This is a genomic window from Chryseobacterium taeanense (genome assembly GCF_900099685.1).
Lineage (GTDB): Bacteria > Bacteroidota > Bacteroidia > Flavobacteriales > Weeksellaceae > Chryseobacterium > Chryseobacterium taeanense.
The window spans coordinates 57,978-75,900 of sequence record NZ_FNDW01000006.1; the positions used below are offsets into that span (position 1 = coordinate 57,978).

A 17,923-nucleotide genomic window follows, 5' to 3' on the forward strand; every position below is an offset into this window, starting at 1 on the left:
CCCGGTTTTACTATTATTTTTTTATCAGTCCCAATTCAATCAGCCTTTCATGTAAAAACTCTCCGGCCGTAGTATCTTCGTACAACTTCGGATTATTTTCATTAACACAATTCTCAAGTGCGTTTAATGACATGGAACTCACGGGATGCATAAAAAACGGGATGGAATATCTTGAAGTTCCCCACAATTCTCTTGGCGGGTTTACTACCCTATGGATTGTCGATTTCAGTTTGTTGTTGGTATGCCTTGAAAGCATATCTCCAACGTTAATCATCAGTTCGTCGGGTTCTGCGATAGCATCAATCCATTCTCCTGTATGATTCTGAACCTGAAGACCTTTCCCCTGAGAACCCATTAAAAGGGTAATCAGATTGATGTCGCCGTGTGCCGCTGCTCTTACCGCATCGTTCGGCTCTTCTGTGATCGGCGGGTAATGAATTGGCCTTAAAATCGAGTTTCCTTCCGCAATTTTATCATCAAAATAAAATTCATCCAGACCAAGATACAATGCCAAAGCTCTTAAAACATACTGTCCTGTTTTTTCCAGCATTTGGTAAGCTTCCTTCCCCACTTCATTGAACTTTGGAAGCTCTTCAACAATTACATTGTCAGGATACTCGCTTTTATATTTGGAATCATCAGACACGTATTGTCCGAAGTGCCAAAATTCTTTCAGGTCTCCTTTTTTGAAGCCTTTAGCAGTTTCCTTACCGAATCCCACATAGCCTCTTTGTCCGCCAATCCCCGGAATTTCATACTTCTGTTTTGTTTCCGTTGGCAGTTCAAAAAAATTTTTCACTTCTCCATAGAGTTCATCTACCAATTTGTCATCAAGAAAATGGCCTTTTAAGGCAACAAAACCAATTTCTTCATAAGCTTTTCCGATTTCATTTACAAATTTCTGTTTGCGTTCCGGGTCACCCGAAAGGAAATCACGCAGGTCTACACTAGGTATTTTGTCCATTTTTAGAAATTTAACGAATGGCTAAATTAAATATTTTAAATGAAAAATCTTTTTAGAGTTAATTATTTATCAATTAAATTTGTCCTATGAAAAAATATTCTTCCAAAAGAAGTATTCAGATATTGGCGCATCTTCTTCAGCAGTACGGAATTTCAGATATTATTATTTCCCCGGGATCCAGAAACGCACCGTTGGCTATTCATTTTTCAGAAATTGACAGCTTCAATTGTTTCAGTATTGTAGACGAAAGAAGTGCAGCTTTTGTAGGAATGGGTATGGCAATGAGCGAAAAAAAACCTGTAGCCATAACCTGTACAAGTGGTTCGGCGGCAGCAAATTATTATCCTGCTGTAACAGAAGCATTTTACTCCAATATTCCGCTTTTGGTGTTAACAGCCGACAGGCCAATAGATTATGTGGATATTTTTGACGGACAGACCATCAGGCAGAATAATCTTTTTCATCAGCATTCTTACGGGGACTTTCAATTGCTTGAAGACAGCAAGGAAAATGCGGAAGACCTTAATTTTGATACGATTAAAAAAGCTATTGAATTGTGCATAGAAAAGCAAGGCCCCGTTCATATCAACATTCCTTTGGAAGAACCTCTTTATGAGTTGGTTTCGGAACTTCCGACTTTCCCTACCATTGAGAAAACCTTTAAACAAAAAGAATACGAAATCCCTTCCAATTTAGTCGCAGACTGGAATACTTCTCAGAGAATCATGATCCTGGTCGGGACAAGAGATTACAGTCCTGAACTTGAAAACCAGCTAACACAATTAGTTAAAAATCACTCTGTTGTTGTTTTAAGTGAAGCAAATTCAAATCTTCATCATGAGAAGTTTTTCAGACATATTGACCGTTATGTTTTCAATTTTACGGAAGAAGATTTTAAAACCTATGCGCCTGATTTGCTGATTACAGTAGGGCAGAATGTTGTTTCTAAAAAAGTAAAGCAGTTTCTTAGAAAAGCAAGACCAAAACAGCATTGGCATCTGGACGAAGTATGGCAGCCGGATACTTATTTTGCATTGACGGAAAAAGTGGAAGTAAAACCAGAAGTTTTCTTTTCTAAATTGCTGAAATTTATTAATCTTGAACCAAGTCCATACTACAATCTCTGGGATGTGCTGAGGGATAAAAAAGATGCAAAACATGAGAAATTTCTCAGTACTGTAGAATTTTCCGATTTTTATTTTTTCAATAAAACTTCACAGACAATTCCTGAAAATTACAATATCCATTTTAGTAATAGTTCGGCGATACGCTATGCTCAACTGTTTGATTATGGGAAGAGAAAAATTTACTGCAACCGAGGGACGAGCGGAATCGATGGTTCCACTTCCACGGCAATGGGATTTGCCATAAAGAATGCCAATCCAACTTTATTGGTTACAGGAGATCTCAGCTTTTTTTATGATATCAACGGACTTTGGAATCAATATATCCCACCATTTGTGAGAGTAATGATTTTTAATAACGGAGAAGGAAATATTTTTAAAATTATTCCGGGACCTGGAAATGCAAATCCGAATACTTTGGACGAATTTATTGCCACAAAGCATCATAAGAATGCAGAGTTTCTGGCCAAACACTTCGGATTTTCTTACACTAAAGTCGATGAAGAATTAACTTTAGACAGAGTACTTGAAAATTTCTTCAAACCAGACAATCAACCTAAAATACTGGAAGTTAATACTTACGGCAAGAACAATGCTGATATACAGAAAGCATATTTTAATTATCTTAAAGAAAATTAAAGATCTGCATATTCCTCATTTCCCGGTAAGTTAATAATTCTGTCAATAGGATAAATGAAATTTTCATCAAAGTCATTTAAAGCATTAATGATCTGAAAATGAGAAAATTCTTTGATATTCTGAAGGGTAATTTCGGTTTCTTTTATAGCTTTTGTTCTTAAAAGATGCTGCCTTTGTACACCATTTAAGAGATAAGAAGTCGGCGTAAACCAGCTTTTTCCTTTCAGAAAAAGAAGATTAGAGTAAGAAGTATCGGTAATATGATTGTTTTTAACGATGATAATCTCTTCAGCCTTAGATTTGGTTTTCATTTTTTCCAGCTCAGTGCGATCTTCAAATTTGAAAGAATAGTCGAAACTGTTGTTTTCAACGAGCTGAAAATTTTCTATTTCCGGGATTGCGTAAGGAATCATCTGAGTCCGGATTTTTTTATCAAGGCTGTACACAATTCTCAGTTTGAAAAGACCATCTTCATCATGTTCAAGATGTTTATAAATTTTGGCAAGATCGATTGACCCTTCTTTTCCGAAATGGGCAAAAGTATCATCTACACGTTTCTGATGTAGTTCCAATAAGAAAATCTCCTGATCTTCTATCTTAATGCTTTCAATGAATTGGGACATAAATTTTATTTTTCATTTCCTGATATTCGTCTTCTAATCTGCTCATGTGTGTAATTCCGCCACCACTTTTAAAATACAGCGCATCACCTTCCTTTTCAATAAAGCGGATCATTACGCAACTGTCGAGATTTTTGCCGTCAAACCATCCGCAAACTCCTGTATAGTAACCTCTATCATATCCTTCCGCATCCAGAATAATTTCCAGCGTTTTGGGTTTTGGTGCACCTAAAATAGATCCGGCAGGAAGAATTTTTTCCATAATACTTCCTATTTTTCCATTATATTCAGGTTTTAAAATTCCCGAAATTTCAGAACTCATGGCATAAAGATCTTTCTGCTTGGTTTTAATGAAATCAATATACTGAAATTTGTCAACCTTCACATTATCTGCTACCACGCTGAGATCATTGCGTAGCAAATCAACCACCGTATAGTGTTCTGCTTTTTCCTTTTTATCATTCCTGAGAATTTCTGCGGCATTTTCCAAAGAGGCATCAATAGTACCTTTCATCGGGTACGTAAAGATTTTGCCATCAATGATTTTCACAAAAGTTTCAGGAGAAAAAAATACAAAAAAATCTTTATAAAACACTTTATATTTCGCAGAAGAATGATAAAAAATTTCTTCCAGTGTTAAATTCGTTTCAATTTTGGTTTTTCGTGTATAATTTACAAGATATGAGTTTCCGAAGCGAATATTTTTCTGAACTTTATCAAAACCGCTTTTAAAACTTTCAAGTGTTTCAGGAAACGATTTCCAGACTATTTTTTCCGGTAATTCGTGTTGTTTTTTTAAGCTTGAAAAGTTTTGAAAATCAATTAATAAACCTGATTTTTCAATTTCTTTTTCTTTAAATATTTCAACATTTTGTGCAAGGAAATCGACCATGAAAAAATAGGGAACTTTCTGAAGTGAAAGTTCGTCCATTTCCATAAATTTTTGATGATTCAATGAAAACATTCCGCAAAAGTAATTATTGATGTTTACTTTTGCACAAAATATTTTTCATGGAAAACAAATATCCACAGAAACCGGGATTGGATTTTATACTGAAGCAGGCATTTTTCTACTGGAATAAGACATTGGTTTTTCAGCTGATGTTCTCGATCATGTATTTTGGAATTATGATGACGGTGTTTTTTTTCTGCGATGCGAAATACGGAATTCTGGATGGCTATCTGGAAACTGCAAAATATGCTAAAGAAGGAGTTCAGGTATATACAGCAGAGCTACAGAAGCTTTTGGTTACAGAAAACTTTCAGAATTTTTCGCTATGGATAATGGGGACAAATATATTTTTGTACCCTCTGAATCTTGGCTTTTATCAGATTTACAGAAAAATGGATCTTGGAGAAAAAATTGAACTGGGAGATCTTTTCGTAGGCTACAACGGCTTGAACTTTTTTAGATATATCGGTTATTATATCTTCTGGTATTTTATTTTTGCATACAGCATTCAGACAATTATATTGGGGGTAATCTGGGTTTCGATCACAATGTTTGTGGCGCCGATGATGTTCTTTATGAACAAAAGTATTTTAGAATCACTTTCATTAAATTTCAAAGCACTTCGAATGTATTTTCTGGAAATTTTGGTGTGCATTATGGTAGCTGTTTTCTTTAAATATATCGGCTTTGCATTGCTTTTTATAGGAGGGTTATTTACTTTTCCATTCTGGAATGCGATGATTTACTCACTTTATAAAGTTATTTTTTCCGAGAAAAATTAATTTTAGATTGTTTTTAATGTATTTCTGCCGGAAAAAGTTTAATTTGGTAGTAATAACATTAAAAAAATCACATCATGTCAGAATTTAATGAATTTGACCAACAGGGTTCTGTTCCGGAAAAGAGTACAGGGTCCGTTATTTCTCATGCTTTCGAAATGTATAAAGGGGTTTTCCTTTACGCTGTAGTGGCAATGATTATTTATAGTATTTTAGGTGCAATCATCCAGTCTCTTACGGGAATGAATTCTGCAGCGATGCTTGAAGAAATGCGCGATTCTGGTGATTATTCAAATTTCTCAGTGTTTAGTACACCCGGAATGCCTTTGTATTTTGGTTTATCGGGGCTTTTGGGACTTTTGCTTTCTCCGTTGTATGTTGGGTTAATTTACATGACCAATAAATACAATACGAAAAATCCTATTGAATTTTCTGATCTTTTTATTGGCTACAAACAGAATTTTGTTAATATTTTGATCTACGCTTTATTAGCCGGGATAATTTCTGCGGTTGCTCTTTCACTTTGTGTGTTGCCGATCATTTTTGTTTATCCTTTTCTAATGTTGGGATATCCGATTTTGTTATTTGAAAATGTGTCTGCAACGGAAGCTTTAGGAAAATCATTTAATATCGTAAAAGAAAATTATGGTGTTTTCCTTGGCGCAACATTTGTAGGGTTCCTTTTATCAATGGCAGGAATTGTACTTTGCTTCATCGGAGTAATTCTGACGGCACCGTTTATCTTTATAGTGATGTATTCCTTATACTGCGCTTATGTGGGAAAACCAAGACAAATAATGTTTAATAAATAATGAACAAACAAGAACAAATAAGCAGTGTTAAAATAAAACAGGTTTCGTTGCTTGCCATAATTTTGGTTTTGGCAGGGCTGATCTGTTTTAATCTTGCCCTTTTTATCCCTTCCGTTTTAGGTGCTATTACCATTTATGTGGTTTGCCGGAAGTATAATTTTTATCTTCAGGAAGAAAAAAACTGGAAACCCTGGGCTTCTTCATTGGCTTTAATGTTTGCAAGTCTTGTTGTGCTTATTCTTCCTGTTTATTTTATCGGAGATTTACTCATTGAAAAACTCGGTAATGCACAGGCTTATATGGATAAGTTTAATGTATTTCTTGAGAAAATTCATACTTTTATTTATTCCAAAGTCGGCTTTGATATCTTAAGCAAGGAAAATATGGATAAGCTTAAGAATAATGTGGGACAATTTTCTACCAAAGCTCTTAGCGGGACGTTCAATACACTGACCGTAATAATGTCAATGTATTTCATTCTTTATTTTATGCTTGAAAGACCACGGTTTTTCGAGAAAATATTATCATCATCAGCACCATTAAAGCGATCGAACGTTTCTTTAATAGGAGAAAAAATGAGAAAGCTCATTATGGCAAATGCAATCGGAATTCCCGTGGTAGCATTGGGTCAGGGCATTGTTGCCATGATAGGATATTTCATCTTCGGCGCACCGAGCCCAATTCTTCTTTTTGCTTTAACGGCTGCTACTTCGATGATCCCTGTTGTGGGAGGTGCGATTATTTACATCCCGATTTGTATTTATATGATTGCGGAAGGAAATACCGGGCCGGGACTTGGATTAGCTGCGTACTGCCTTGTTATTGTAGGACTTACGGATAATGTCTTGCGTTTTACATTGTTAAAGAAACTGGAAGATATTCATCCTTTAAATACTGTTTTCGGAATTATTATGGGAATGAACTTATTCGGTTTTATGGGATTGGTTTTTGGTCCGATTCTTATATCTCTGACATTGTTGCTGATACAGGTGTACAGAAATGAATTTTCTGAAGATGACATCCCCGACCTTAAGCTCCCTGATAAAGATGATGAAATTGAAGAAAAAATAGATTTATTAGTATAAAATGGAATATGGAATAAACCCCGAAATATTAAAAGAAATCTGCGAGGTTAAAATGCCTTTCGGGAAATATGAAGGAACGATTCTGGCAGATCTGCCAATTAGCTATCTTGAATGGTTTCATCGTAAAGGGATGCCTAAAGGAAAATTGGGAATGCAGCTGTCAACAATTTATGAAATAAAATTAAACGGCTTGATGGATTTGCTGATTCCCATTCGGGGAGGAGCAACGAATTATGAAAAATATAAGAACAAGACTTATAAATTCTAAATATTTTCGGCGGCACCTTTGGTGCCGCCGAAACTTTTATTATCCCTTTAAAGCTGCAATTTCATCTCTCAATTTCGCGGCTTTTATAAAGTCCAGATTTTTGGCTGCAGATTCCATTTCTTTCTGTTTTTGGGCAATCACTTTTTCCATATCTTCACTGGTATAAGTTGCTTTTGCCTCAGCTACCTTCTGAAGGATTTCCTTCTGTGTATATCTTTCATCTGGAAAATCTTTTGTTCTTCCCACTAAACTTTCAGATATTTTCTTATTTAAAGCGACAGGTACTTTACCATGTTCTTTGTTATACTCCATCTGTTTAGCCCGGCGGTATTCAGTTTCGTCTAATGTGGCCTGCATTGATTTTGTAATCTTATCGGCGTACATGATGGCTTTTCCGTTAAGGTTTCTTGCAGCTCGCCCAACCGTCTGGATCATAGATCTTCGGCTTCTCAGCATTCCTTCTTTATCAGCATCCAGAATGGCAACCAGTGAAACTTCAGGAAGATCGAGACCTTCTCTTAATAAATTTACTCCAATTAATACATCAAAAAGTCCTACACGCAAGTCCTGCATGATCTGAATACGTTCCAGTGTCTCCACATCGGAGTGAATATATCTCGTTCTGATACCGAATTTCGTGAAATATTTGGTTAGTTCTTCCGCCATTTTTTTAGTCAGCGTTGTTACAAGAACTCTTTCATCAAGATCAGCTCTTTTATGAATTTCTTCCATCAAATCATCGATCTGATTTATCGTCGGTCTTATTTCGATTACCGGATCCAGAAGCCCTGTTGGACGTATAATTTGTTCAATATAAGCACCTCCGGTCTTTTCCAGCTCATAATCTGCAGGTGTTGCGGAAACATAGATCACCTGATTTTGTATCGCTTCAAATTCTTCAAATTTCAAAGGCCTGTTATCCATTGCGGCAGGAAGCCGGAATCCGTATTCTACCAGAGATTCTTTTCTGCTTCGGTCTCCGCCGTACATCGCATGTACCTGTGGAACGGTAACGTGGCTCTCATCAATAACCATTAAATAATCCTTGGGAAAATAATCCAGCAGGCAGAAAGGTCTTGTGCCGGGCAGCCTGCCGTCAAGGTATCTTGAATAGTTCTCAATTCCGGAACAATAGCCCAGCTCTTTAATCATTTCAAGATCAAGCTCAGTTCTTTCCTGAAGTCTTTTAGCTTCAAGGGGTTTTTCAATTGAATTGAAGAAATCAACCTGTTTTACCAAATCATCTTGAATATCTCTGATGGCTCCATTCAATGTTTCTTTTGAGGTTACGAAAAGATTGGCGGGGTAAATTTGAATCTGCTCAAAGCTTGATGTTACATTTCCGGAAACTGGATCAAAGCTTTGTATTTTTTCAATTTCATCTCCAAAAAACTGAATTCTCACCGCATTATCTGCATATGCCGGAAAAACATCAATAACGTCGCCTTTTACACGGAATGTACCTCTCTGGAATTCATTTAAAGTTCTGGAATAAAGCGCATTCACCAAAGAATGTAACAAAGCAGTCCGTGTCACTTTTTCTCCTATAGCAATAGATATCAGAGATTTGTGAAATTCCGTTGGGTTTCCGATACCGTAAATGCATGATACAGACGCTACGATTAAAACATCCCGTCTTCCTGAAAGCAAACTTGCCGTTGCAGAAAGTCTGAGCTTCTCAACTTCTTCATTAATGCTGAGATCCTTTTCGATATAAGTTCCTGTTGTGGCAATATAAGCTTCGGGCTGATAATAGTCGTAATAGCTAACGAAATACTCAACGGCATTTTCCGGAAAGAACTCTTTAAATTCCATGAAGAGCTGTGCTGCCAAGGTTTTATTGTGAGCCAGAACCAAAGTGGGTTTCTGTACCTGCTGCACTACATTGGCTACCGTAAAGGTCTTACCGGATCCTGTAACTCCCAGAAGGGTCTGGTATTTTTCGCCGATTTTTATGCCTTCGGTAAGCTTTTCGATAGCTTGCGGCTGGTCTCCGGTGGGTTTATATTCTGATTGAAGGTTGAATTGCATAGAAAATTGTGATCTTATCTAACAAAAGTACGAAAGAAATATTTGACATTGAAAAGTATTAGATACCTCAAAAGAAATTGAATGTATAGAAAAATTCTAAAATATTTGAAATAAAAAAAACACTCGCAATGAGTGTTTAATAATTACTGAAAAGACATAGCCAATGGGATTTTCATTCGATAACGAACAGGTTTTCCGTCTTTTTCTGCAGGTATCCAGACAACATTTTCATTGGCTTTTTTTAGTGCTGAAATCGCTTCAGTATTGAAAATTTCATCATTTCCGGTGGCGTCTACATCGATAACATTTCCTGTTTCATCAACGGTATAGGTAAGTTCAGTTCTATTGAATTTTTTGGATTTATCGGTATTCAATTTTGATGGGTCAAATAACTTTGAAATCTTGGTTCTCAGTGCATTAAATCCTCCCGGATACTGTGGAAGTGATGTCACATCGTCTTTAGGTGTTGCTGTTTCTGTGTTCCTTGCTGCTATTTCCTCTTTTAGATTTGTATTTTTACCTTCTTTTGGGCGAACTGTATCCTGAACTGTTCTGCTACTGTTTGTATTTTCAATTTGTGTTCCTTGTGTTTCAATTTGTTGATTTAAAAATTTATTTTCAGACTCGTCAAATACCTTTCCAGTATCTTCAGAAAGTGATTTTTTCAGGACTTCTGAAGTTTTATTCTGCGTTTCCTCAATGATTTTTTCAATAGGGTTTGCATATGTTTTCTGCACAAATAGTCCGAAAGCAAGAAGCAAAACAGGCGCGATGGCTATTTTTTTAAAGTTTGCCAGTTTAGATTTTTTAGCGTTCATCATAATAAATCGTTTTTTAGTGTTATTAAAATTGAATGTATGGGTAAGGTTATAGTTTTTTTGTGAAATAATTTCATCAAGAATAAGATGCTGATAATCTTTTACGTTAAATTTTTTATCTAATACAGATTCATCCGCCAGAAATTCATGATTGATAACGACAGCTTTTTTATACAAATAAAGAGAAGGATTAAACCAAGTGAAAATTTTCAGAACTTCAATAAACAGCAGATCAATACTGTGTTTCTGGTCGATATGACTTTTTTCGTGAAGGAAAATCCTTGGATCAATCTTATTGTTGACCAGATAAATTTTTCCAATGTAAATAGTTTTCCAGAAGCTGAAAGCAGGAATATTTTCATCAGTCAGCACTACTTTTTGATTTTCATACCATATTTCTTTTCCTTTGATTTTTTTGATTTTCACAATGGAATAAATGGTTTTCATTAACAGAATCACAGTTATTATTCCATACAAGATCCAAATAAAACTGATCCAGTTGAATCGCTCGTAATGTTGTGTAAGATCTAAAACCTGCGTGGTCGCTTCAAGAGCAGTCTGTACTTTGCCGGTCGGCTTCGGATGTTCCGAGGTAACGGTGATAAAAGGGACGGTATAAGATAAGATAACAGAAAAAAGTAAGTAAAAACGATTAAACCGGTACATTTTCTCTTTTTCCAGGAAAACAAAATACAGCGCAATAAGCAATGAGGAACACAATATTATTTTTAAAATGTAAATCATTTTTCTTCAATTTGTTTGTCGATCATTTCCCGGAGTTCTTTCAGTTGTTTTTGCGACAGTTTTGCATTCGAAGTAAAAAATGAAGCAAACTGGGTCACAGAACTATTGAAAAAACGGTCAATCATAGAAGACATTTCTTCCTTGAAATATTCCCCTTTCGCTATTTTCGGAAAGTATTCACGGGAATTTCCATACAATGTGTAGCCAACAAAATCCTTATTCTGCATCCTTTTGAGCAGGGTCGCGACAGTCGTTGTTGCGGGTTTTGGATCAGGAAAAGACTCCAAAATATCTTTCATAAAGGCCTTTTTCTTTTCCCAGAGTATTTCCATAACATCTTTTTCAGAATCTGTTAGTTTTATTTCTTTCATATTCTACATTTTAATATTATACTCTACAAATGTAGAATAAAAATTTAAAATATCAAATTTATGGCATTATTTTTCCATTCTAAAGCAAAACCATCTAATATAATAATATGAAAATCAATAAATTTTGTGTTTCAGCAATAAGTTTATTTTTAATATTTACATCCTGTAAAGAAAATAAAGTTAATGCACAAAAGATCGGAAGCGATGGAAGCGTAGAGACGAAGGTTCCCAATTCACCTGAATATAAGCCTGCTTTTGCCGGACAAACCAGAATTAAAGCCGTAAAAACGACAACTCCTTATAAGGTTGAAGTTCTTAGTAAAGACCTTGGAAAACCTTGGGGAATTATTAATCTGCCTGACGGAAGATTATTGATTACTGATAAAAGAGGTTATATGAATGTATTTTCAACAGATGGAAAGCAGATATCAAAAATTGATGGCTTTCCTAAAGTTGATGACAAAGGACAGGGAGGAATGCTTGATGTAGCGCTTGATCCCGAATTCTCAACAAACAACATTATTTATTTCAGCTTTTCGGAACCATACGGTAAGGGGAATCATACCGCTGTTGCGAAAGGCAAACTGTCTCAGGATTTAAAAAATATTTCAGATGTAAAAGTCATTTTCCGGGCAACGCCTACGTACGACGGCGACAAACATTACGGAAGCAGGCTCGCTTTTGATAAAGACGGAAATTTATTTGTTAGCACCGGCGAAAGATCCGACAAGCAAACAAGAGTCTACGCACAGAAAACCGATAATTATTTAGGTAAAATATTAAAAATAACCAAAGATGGTAAACCGGCATCCGGAAATCCGTTTATCGGAAAATCGGGATTTAAACCTGAAATTTATGCCTACGGAATCCGAAATCCACAAGGAATGGCAATTGATCCCAACGGAAATCTCTGGGACGTGGAAATGGGTCCTAGAGGTGGAGATGAAATTAATTTAATTAAACCAGGAAAAAATTATGGTTGGGGTGATGTCACCTATGGAATCGAATATTCTGGAGAAAAAATAAATAATGGAACGACTCAAAAAGCAGGAACAGAACAGCCTGTTTATTATTGGGATCCGGTGATTTCACCGAGCGGCGTAACTTTCTACACCGGAAATATTGATGAATGGAAAGGAAATCTGATGATCGGTTGCCTTAGCGGTGAACATATCAACAGAATCGTCATGAAAGACAATAAAGTAGTTGGTGAAGAGCGGCTTTTAGAAGATCAGAATGAAAGATTTCGCGATGTACTGAACGGTAGCGATGGCAATCTGTATGCGGTAACAGACAGTGGAAAATTATATAAAATTTCTAAAAAATAATCTTACGTAGTCTTTTATATAAAGTTCGGGCTCAAAACGAAGTTTTGAGCCCGAACTGATTTACTCTTAAGCTTCTTCCAATTGAACTGTGAAATGTCTCAACAATTCCGGTTCCCATGTAATTTTATAGCCTTTTGCAATTTCATCACGTCTTTCGTAAACGTTTCTGATGGCAGCAGCAATATAATCCATATGGTTGTTGGTATAAGTCCTTCTTGGGATCGCCAAACGAACCAATTCCAGTTTTGGATAGCGGTTCTCTCTTGTTTCAGGATCTCTGTCGGCCAGCAAAGTTCCTATTTCTACCGTTCTGATTCCTGCTTCTTTATAGATCTCAAGTCCCAACGTTTGTGCAGGATATTCTGAGCGATCAACTTTTGGAAGGAAATTCAGAGAGTCGATAAACACAGCATGTCCTCCGATAGGCTTCTGAACAGGAATTCCGTATTCAATTAATTTATTTCCAAGATATTCCACCTGAGAAATTCTGCTTTCTAAATATGCAAATTCGGTCGCTTCATCAAGACCGACTGCTAAAGCTGCCATGTCTCTTCCTGCCATTCCTCCGTAAGTAATGAAGCCTTCGTAAATAATCGTGAAATTGGAAGCTTTTCTAAAAACTTCTTCATTATTTAATGCTATAAAACCTCCGATATTTACCAGTCCGTCTTTTTTAGAACTCATGGTCATACCTTCTCCATAAGAGAAAATTTCTTTGCAGATTTCCTTGATGCTTCTGTTTTCCTGCCCTGCTTCTCTTTTCTTAATGAAATAAGCATTTTCTGCAAATCTTGCCGAATCAAAGAATACGGGTACGCCATACTTGTCAGAAAGTTCTTTTACTGCTTTCATATTTTCAAGTGAAACAGGTTGCCCGCCGGAAGAATTACACGTAATGGTAATAAGGCAAAATGGGATTTTTTCTGTTGGGTGACTTTTATAAACTTCCTCAAGCTTTTCAAGGTTGATATTTCCTTTAAAAGGATGAAGATCATTGATATCAAAAGCTTCATCGATCGTACAGTCGACAGCGTGAGCTTTTCTGAATTCGATGTGTCCTTTTGTGGTGTCAAAATGAGAGTTTCCGGGAATTACGTCTCCTTCTTTCACCAAAACTGAGAAAAGCACATTTTCCGCGGCTCTTCCCTGATGTGTTGGCAAAAGATATTTAAAGCCTGTAATATTCTGTACGGTCTGGTGAAGTTGCTCAAATGAACGTGAACCGGCATAGCTTTCATCCCCCATCATCAAAGCGCCCCACTGTCTGTCGGACATCGCTCCGGTTCCGGAATCGGTAAGAAGGTCGATGAAAACCTGTGAAGATTTTAGATTGAATAAATTATAGTTTGCTTCTTTAAGCCATTGCTCTCTTTCTTCTCTTGTTGACTGACGGATTTCCTCAATCATTTTAATGCGGAAAGGTTCCGCGTACGGTAAATTCATGATAAGTATTTATTAGATTGTTTTGTAAAGAAAATTTTATTTGAAATAATTCAAATTCATCAAAAGATATTTAAAAAGCCTGACTATTCAGGAGCTTTAAAAATATTGTCATCCGAGTGGAATCCTGCAACGCCGCCACTTACCGCAAATTTCATTGCAGAAGCGGCCGTCATTCCCACTACAGGTTTGATGTTCTTTTCTTCCGTAACAATTACCCATCCTGAAATGGCATACGAATGGGGAAGATAAACCGCAACGTAATTATGTTTTTCAACATCGGCCATTTCCTTTTGGGTGAGAAAACCTATTCTCCATATTTCAGGATTTTCGTTGGTTTTTACCCATACGGGATCATTAAATTTTTTCTTATCCCCCACAAATGAAGACATGACATCTTTTGTAGGAGTGTAAATATGTTTTACTCCGGGAGTTTTTTCAAGAAGACGATCCATTGCGTCGAAAAAGAACCGCCCAACCACAAATTTGTTTCCTAAATATCCTAAAAGCGCTGTAAACAGAATAGTTGAAAGAAAAACAAGTCCGGGAATTTGTTTTGCCAACGAAGGAATAATATTGTCAATAGAGGTAACAATATACCAGATCACAAACATTGTCAGTCCGATAGGACCGATAATGACAAGCCCCTGAAAGAAGTTTTTCAGGAAGAAATTGGCAATATTTTCAAACGTCAGTTTTTTCAAAATATAGTTTTATCCGTGAATGGTTTCTCCTTTTCCGTACGATTGGATGACTTTAGCTTCATATTCCAGCCATTCTTCCCATCTTGCATTTACTTTCTGCTCGTCTCCCAGTTGCCTCGCAAAACCGATGAAAGTTGTATAATGGTTAGCTTCTGAAATCATCAATTCTCTGTAGAAGGTTTTAAGTTCTTCATCTTTTATATTCTCCGTAAGCACTTTAAATCGTTCACAACTTCTTGCTTCGATCATGGCTGCAAAAAGCATTTTATCTACAATAAGATCATCTCTGTTGCCGCCTTTCTGGATAAAATTTACCAATTCGTTAACATAATCATCTTTTCGGGTACGTCCGAATGTATATCCTCTCTTTTTGATAATCTCATGCACCTGCTGAAAATGCTCAAGCTCTTCCTGTGCAATGGCAAGAAGTTCGGTTACAATCTCCGGATATTCAGGAAGCATTGTGATAAGTCCGATGGCATTGGTTGCAGCTTTCTGCTCGCACCACGCGTGATCCGTTAAAATTTCTTCAATGTTTCCTTCTGCAATATTTGCCCACCTCGGGTCGGTAGGAAGTTTCAACTTAAACATGTTTTAAATTTTGTGTAAAATTAAAATATTTTGAGATATGATAAACGTTTTATTTCTTTTAAAGATTTTTCATATAAATTTATTTTCTTTAAAGAATATGTGAAAATGATGGTATTGTTTTTGTTTATTGTTCAGAAACCAATTAAAAATATAAACATATGGAAACAATTACATTTGTTAAAAGTAAGATGAATTCTTTTCTTGCATTGGCTTTTTCTGTACTGATGTCTGTTTTTACATTTGCACAGGATACTGCCGGTGGAGTCGTAACCACAGAAAACAAAACGACCACCACTACAGAATGGTATGCTGACCCTATGTATCTTATCGGCGGAGCCATTCTACTCATTATCATTATAGCTCTAATTGCAAGAAGCGGAAGAAGAGAATAATAAAAACTGCTATTTAACAGCAGTTTTTTTTCTTAATATTTCCAGAATATTCCACCCAAGACCGTCGATTTTCTTTAAAATAGCAGAGATCCCGAAAGCGAGGATCACATTAATAAGGTATATCAATATCATCAGGATCCACCAGGACAGGTATTCTTTTAAAGGGACAACTAAAAAATAAACAAGAGAAGAGCTAATTCCCTGAGCAAAATAGAAAAAGATCGCATTTTTTCCTATGTAGGTTACAAAGTTTTCTGAAGATATCTTCACTCTGTTATACAATGTAAAAAGTGTTACAAGAGAAAAAAATGTCCAGATGATGTAAGGAATTTTCGGAGGAAATTTATTCCTGTTGATTTTGTAAAAAATTTCATTTCCATAAAACCAAAACATCCAAACTAAAGCAACTGCAACTAACCCATACAGTAAAGGAATTATTTTGGCGGGTATTTTTTTACCTTTCATTCTGTTACCAATCAGGAATATTGTAAGATAAAAAGCAACGTACCCAACTTGTCCTGTCGGATATATTTCCGGAAAGATATTAAATAGTAAAGTCAGAATAACGCATAATGCGATGAACCAATTGATATGCTTTGGGAAAAATTTCAGAATCAACACTCCGAAAACCGTCAGAATAAAATAAACTTTCAGATACCAGAAACTTCCCATCACGACCGGAAAAGTATCTGCATTGGTATATTGATGGAGATACCAATTTCCGAGATTTTCCCATTGCGGAACATTAGAAATATTGGCAATTGTATATTTTGATCCAAATGTTGAATAAAATTTCTTTAACCATTCTAAGGAGAAGAAATTCAATCCGAAAACTTTAAAGAAATAATCTAGAAAAAACAAAAAAGTCACGAAAATCATATACGTGATCTGTAGTTTCAGTAATCTGTAAAAAGTTTTTTCAATATTTGAACCTGAAGTAATTCCGCTTAAAGCATAAAATAGAGCGACATCGAATACTAACGAAAAAACTCTCACTTCTGCCGGACTGTAAAACTGTCCGGACCAAAAAGCGGTATGAATGAATATGATAGACAGTGTTGCCAGTCCTTTAGCAAAATCAATATAGAGATCTCTTTTCATTATTTTACAGATAATGCATCAAAAGTAATAAACTTTATGAATATTTTTAAAAGAAAAAGAGACAGGAATTGCCCTGCCTCTAAGAAAGATATATCGAAATGAATGTTACTTAAGATTTTTAAATTCTTCTGCTGATATTTCTCCGGTCTGAATTTTCTTTAACTCGTCAAGATATTGGCTCATGTAAGCATCGAGTTCAGGATACTGAGAGTTTTTTGCGGTTTTATAAGTTCCATTTAAAACACCCTGATAGTAATAGAAGAAGTTATAATCAAACGCAGAAGCCGTAAGATCATATTGTCCCAACAGGAAGCCTAAACGTACAGCAGATCTTCTCTGGGGCGGCGTTCCGTGATGCCCCGGGCTTGATGTCTGGTAATCTCCGATGCTTTGTGCAAATTCATAAGCAGCAGCAATCTGGTTGAAACTGGTCTGGTTGTAACCATTAGGTCTTCTTAAATAATATCCTGCAAATCCGTCTGCTTCGAGCTCGTTGGGTCTTGCTGTAGATTCGCTAACGGAAGGAAGTCCGAAGATATATTGCAGCTGGTGTCCGTACTCATGAGCTAAAATCATCGCATTAACGATGTTTCCGCCTTTTGACTTAGCATCGTAATAAATGGCATATCCGTAATAAATTTTACCCGTTGAATACGAGATTGCATTATAGGTAGAATTGTAATTCGACGGATCATTGACAAATCGAAGTGTTGGTTTGCTTCTTCCCCACATACTTGCAATGTTTGTCATCTGAGAATTCATAAAATTGGTATCCGTAGAATTTTGTAGAGAAGTAAGCAGAACCGAAGACGAACTCCAATATTGGTCTACATAATAACATACTTTTTCAAAATCGTTGGGCTGGTCAATCTTCAGGCTTTGCGCCTGTTGCTCTGGCTGTACAGGAGTTTCCAGTGATTCGTCATTACATGCTGACAGAAAAAGTGCAGCAATGGCTCCCGCAATGATGCGGAAATTAAAGTTTCTTTTCATATATAATATTTTTTGGTAGTAACGAAGTTATTAAATTTAACGGAATTTAACATCACTTTATTGTGATAAATTATTCAAAACATAGTTAAAATTTTAATTTAAAAAAGATTACGTTGAATTTTAGTAGATTAGAAAATAATTCTTATATTTGCACCTCGAAATAACTA

The 17,923-nt window shown here is 36.0% G+C and carries 18 protein-coding genes; 7 read left to right on the forward strand and 11 right to left on the reverse strand.

Annotated elements, in window-relative coordinates:
• Positions 1-13 precede the first annotated feature (13 nt).
• Positions 14-964, reverse strand: coding sequence for an isopenicillin N synthase family dioxygenase (locus BLR30_RS09865; protein WP_089857711.1), 951 nt, complete (start codon positions 962-964; stop codon positions 14-16).
• Between the two features lie 86 nt (positions 965-1,050).
• Between BLR30_RS09865 and menD the strand changes: the two genes are divergently transcribed.
• Positions 1,051-2,727 (forward strand): 2-succinyl-5-enolpyruvyl-6-hydroxy-3-cyclohexene-1-carboxylic-acid synthase, encoded by a 1,677-nt coding sequence (gene menD, locus BLR30_RS09870; protein WP_089857713.1) that lies wholly within the window; start codon positions 1,051-1,053, stop codon positions 2,725-2,727.
• Here the strand turns inward: menD and BLR30_RS09875 are convergent.
• Together BLR30_RS09875 and BLR30_RS09880 are read right to left on the reverse strand one after the other, a co-directional pair.
• Complete coding sequence (locus tag BLR30_RS09875; RefSeq protein ID WP_089857715.1) at positions 2,724-3,350, reverse strand: aminotransferase class IV; 627 nt, start codon at positions 3,348-3,350, stop codon at positions 2,724-2,726. The genes menD and BLR30_RS09875 overlap by 4 nt on opposite strands.
• Positions 3,334-4,311 (reverse strand): aminodeoxychorismate synthase component I, encoded by a 978-nt coding sequence (locus tag BLR30_RS09880; RefSeq protein WP_089857717.1) that lies wholly within the window; start codon positions 4,309-4,311, stop codon positions 3,334-3,336. Before BLR30_RS09880 ends, BLR30_RS09875 begins: the two co-directional genes overlap by 17 nt.
• Positions 4,312-4,358: 47 nt before the next feature.
• Between BLR30_RS09880 and BLR30_RS09885 the strand changes: the two genes are divergently transcribed.
• The 4 genes from BLR30_RS09885 (at position 4,359) to BLR30_RS09900 (ending at position 7,243) form a co-directional block, all read left to right on the forward strand.
• Entirely contained in the window at positions 4,359-5,081 is a 723-nt protein-coding gene (locus BLR30_RS09885) for a hypothetical protein (protein WP_089857718.1), read from the forward strand.
• A 74-nt stretch (positions 5,082-5,155) separates the two neighbouring features.
• Positions 5,156-5,890: a beta-carotene 15,15'-monooxygenase gene (locus BLR30_RS09890; RefSeq protein WP_089857720.1), complete on the forward strand. Its 735-nt coding sequence runs from the start codon at positions 5,156-5,158 to the stop codon at positions 5,888-5,890.
• Positions 5,890-6,975 carry an AI-2E family transporter gene (locus BLR30_RS09895; protein WP_089857722.1) on the forward strand — a complete coding sequence of 362 codons (1,086 nt, stop codon included), beginning with the start codon at positions 5,890-5,892 and terminating at the stop codon, positions 6,973-6,975. The genes BLR30_RS09890 and BLR30_RS09895 overlap by 1 nt, the downstream gene beginning before the upstream one ends.
• Positions 6,976-6,988: 13 nt before the next feature.
• A complete protein-coding gene (locus BLR30_RS09900) occupies positions 6,989-7,243 on the forward strand; it encodes a DUF3820 family protein (protein ID WP_089858302.1) in 255 nt (84 codons plus the stop codon).
• A gap of 39 nt (positions 7,244-7,282) precedes the next feature.
• Here BLR30_RS09900 and uvrB read toward each other — a convergent pair whose 3' ends face one another.
• The 3 genes from uvrB to BLR30_RS09915 form a co-directional block, all read right to left on the reverse strand.
• Positions 7,283-9,274: an excinuclease ABC subunit UvrB gene (uvrB, locus tag BLR30_RS09905; protein ID WP_089857724.1), complete on the reverse strand. Its 1,992-nt coding sequence runs from the start codon at positions 9,272-9,274 to the stop codon at positions 7,283-7,285.
• 143 nt (positions 9,275-9,417) lie between these two features.
• A complete protein-coding gene (locus BLR30_RS09910) occupies positions 9,418-10,836 on the reverse strand; it encodes a M56 family metallopeptidase (RefSeq protein WP_089857728.1) in 1,419 nt (472 codons plus the stop codon).
• The gene (locus BLR30_RS09915) at positions 10,833-11,207 is read right to left on the reverse strand and encodes a BlaI/MecI/CopY family transcriptional regulator (RefSeq protein ID WP_089857730.1); all 375 of its coding nucleotides are present in this window, start codon (positions 11,205-11,207) and stop codon (positions 10,833-10,835) included. Before BLR30_RS09915 ends, BLR30_RS09910 begins: the two co-directional genes overlap by 4 nt.
• Before the next feature lie 107 nt (positions 11,208-11,314).
• Here BLR30_RS09915 and BLR30_RS09920 point away from each other — a divergent pair, with 107 nt between their 5' ends.
• Positions 11,315-12,535, forward strand: a complete 1,221-nt coding sequence (locus BLR30_RS09920) for a PQQ-dependent sugar dehydrogenase (RefSeq protein WP_089857732.1) — start codon at positions 11,315-11,317, stop codon at positions 12,533-12,535.
• A gap of 66 nt (positions 12,536-12,601) precedes the next feature.
• On the opposite strand, the gene BLR30_RS09925 is transcribed toward BLR30_RS09920, so the two are convergent.
• The 3 genes from BLR30_RS09925 to miaE all read right to left on the reverse strand — a co-directional run bounded on the left by BLR30_RS09925 (position 12,602) and on the right by miaE (position 15,270).
• A complete protein-coding gene (locus BLR30_RS09925; protein WP_089857735.1) occupies positions 12,602-13,978 on the reverse strand; it encodes a tryptophanase in 1,377 nt (458 codons plus the stop codon).
• An 83-nt stretch (positions 13,979-14,061) separates the two neighbouring features.
• Positions 14,062-14,679: a DUF502 domain-containing protein gene (locus BLR30_RS09930; protein ID WP_089857740.1), complete on the reverse strand. Its 618-nt coding sequence runs from the start codon at positions 14,677-14,679 to the stop codon at positions 14,062-14,064.
• A 9-nt stretch (positions 14,680-14,688) separates the two neighbouring features.
• Positions 14,689-15,270, reverse strand: coding sequence for a MiaE family protein (gene miaE / locus BLR30_RS09935; protein ID WP_089857743.1), 582 nt, complete (start codon positions 15,268-15,270; stop codon positions 14,689-14,691).
• Positions 15,271-15,428: 158 nt separating this feature from the next.
• On the opposite strand from miaE, the gene BLR30_RS09940 reads away from it, so the two are divergent.
• A complete protein-coding gene (locus BLR30_RS09940) occupies positions 15,429-15,662 on the forward strand; it encodes a hypothetical protein (protein WP_089857747.1) in 234 nt (77 codons plus the stop codon).
• A 9-nt stretch (positions 15,663-15,671) separates the two neighbouring features.
• Here the strand turns inward: BLR30_RS09940 and BLR30_RS09945 are convergent, their stop codons facing one another.
• Positions 15,672-16,763 carry an acyltransferase family protein gene (locus BLR30_RS09945; RefSeq protein ID WP_089857750.1) on the reverse strand — a complete coding sequence of 364 codons (1,092 nt, stop codon included), beginning with the start codon at positions 16,761-16,763 and terminating at the stop codon, positions 15,672-15,674.
• Between the two features lie 105 nt (positions 16,764-16,868).
• The gene (locus BLR30_RS09950) at positions 16,869-17,756 is read right to left on the reverse strand and encodes a neutral zinc metallopeptidase (protein ID WP_089857753.1); all 888 of its coding nucleotides are present in this window, start codon (positions 17,754-17,756) and stop codon (positions 16,869-16,871) included.
• Between the last annotated feature and the right edge of the window lie 167 nt (positions 17,757-17,923).

What these genes read in the sequence shown, in the direction of transcription:
- uvrB (WP_089857724.1), bottom strand. Translation starts at nt 9,274, where the DNA reads ATGCAATTCAACCTTCAATCAGAATATAAACCCACCGGAGACCAGCCG.
- BLR30_RS09920 (WP_089857732.1), top strand. Translation starts at nt 11,315, where the DNA reads ATGAAAATCAATAAATTTTGTGTTTCAGCAATAAGTTTATTTTTAATA.
- BLR30_RS09880 (WP_089857717.1), bottom strand. Translation starts at nt 4,311, where the DNA reads ATGTTTTCATTGAATCATCAAAAATTTATGGAAATGGACGAACTTTCA.
- BLR30_RS09950 (WP_089857753.1), bottom strand. Translation starts at nt 17,756, where the DNA reads ATGAAAAGAAACTTTAATTTCCGCATCATTGCGGGAGCCATTGCTGCA.
- BLR30_RS09925 (WP_089857735.1), bottom strand. Translation starts at nt 13,978, where the DNA reads ATGAATTTACCGTACGCGGAACCTTTCCGCATTAAAATGATTGAGGAA.
- BLR30_RS09885 (WP_089857718.1), top strand. Translation starts at nt 4,359, where the DNA reads ATGGAAAACAAATATCCACAGAAACCGGGATTGGATTTTATACTGAAG.
- BLR30_RS09945 (WP_089857750.1), bottom strand. Translation starts at nt 16,763, where the DNA reads ATGAAAAGAGATCTCTATATTGATTTTGCTAAAGGACTGGCAACACTG.
- miaE (WP_089857743.1), bottom strand. Translation starts at nt 15,270, where the DNA reads ATGTTTAAGTTGAAACTTCCTACCGACCCGAGGTGGGCAAATATTGCA.
- BLR30_RS09875 (WP_089857715.1), bottom strand. Translation starts at nt 3,350, where the DNA reads ATGTCCCAATTCATTGAAAGCATTAAGATAGAAGATCAGGAGATTTTC.
- BLR30_RS09890 (WP_089857720.1), top strand. Translation starts at nt 5,156, where the DNA reads ATGTCAGAATTTAATGAATTTGACCAACAGGGTTCTGTTCCGGAAAAG.
- BLR30_RS09915 (WP_089857730.1), bottom strand. Translation starts at nt 11,207, where the DNA reads ATGAAAGAAATAAAACTAACAGATTCTGAAAAAGATGTTATGGAAATA.
- BLR30_RS09940 (WP_089857747.1), top strand. Translation starts at nt 15,429, where the DNA reads ATGGAAACAATTACATTTGTTAAAAGTAAGATGAATTCTTTTCTTGCA.
- menD (WP_089857713.1), top strand. Translation starts at nt 1,051, where the DNA reads ATGAAAAAATATTCTTCCAAAAGAAGTATTCAGATATTGGCGCATCTT.
- BLR30_RS09865 (WP_089857711.1), bottom strand. Translation starts at nt 964, where the DNA reads ATGGACAAAATACCTAGTGTAGACCTGCGTGATTTCCTTTCGGGTGAC.
- BLR30_RS09895 (WP_089857722.1), top strand. Translation starts at nt 5,890, where the DNA reads ATGAACAAACAAGAACAAATAAGCAGTGTTAAAATAAAACAGGTTTCG.
- BLR30_RS09910 (WP_089857728.1), bottom strand. Translation starts at nt 10,836, where the DNA reads ATGATTTACATTTTAAAAATAATATTGTGTTCCTCATTGCTTATTGCG.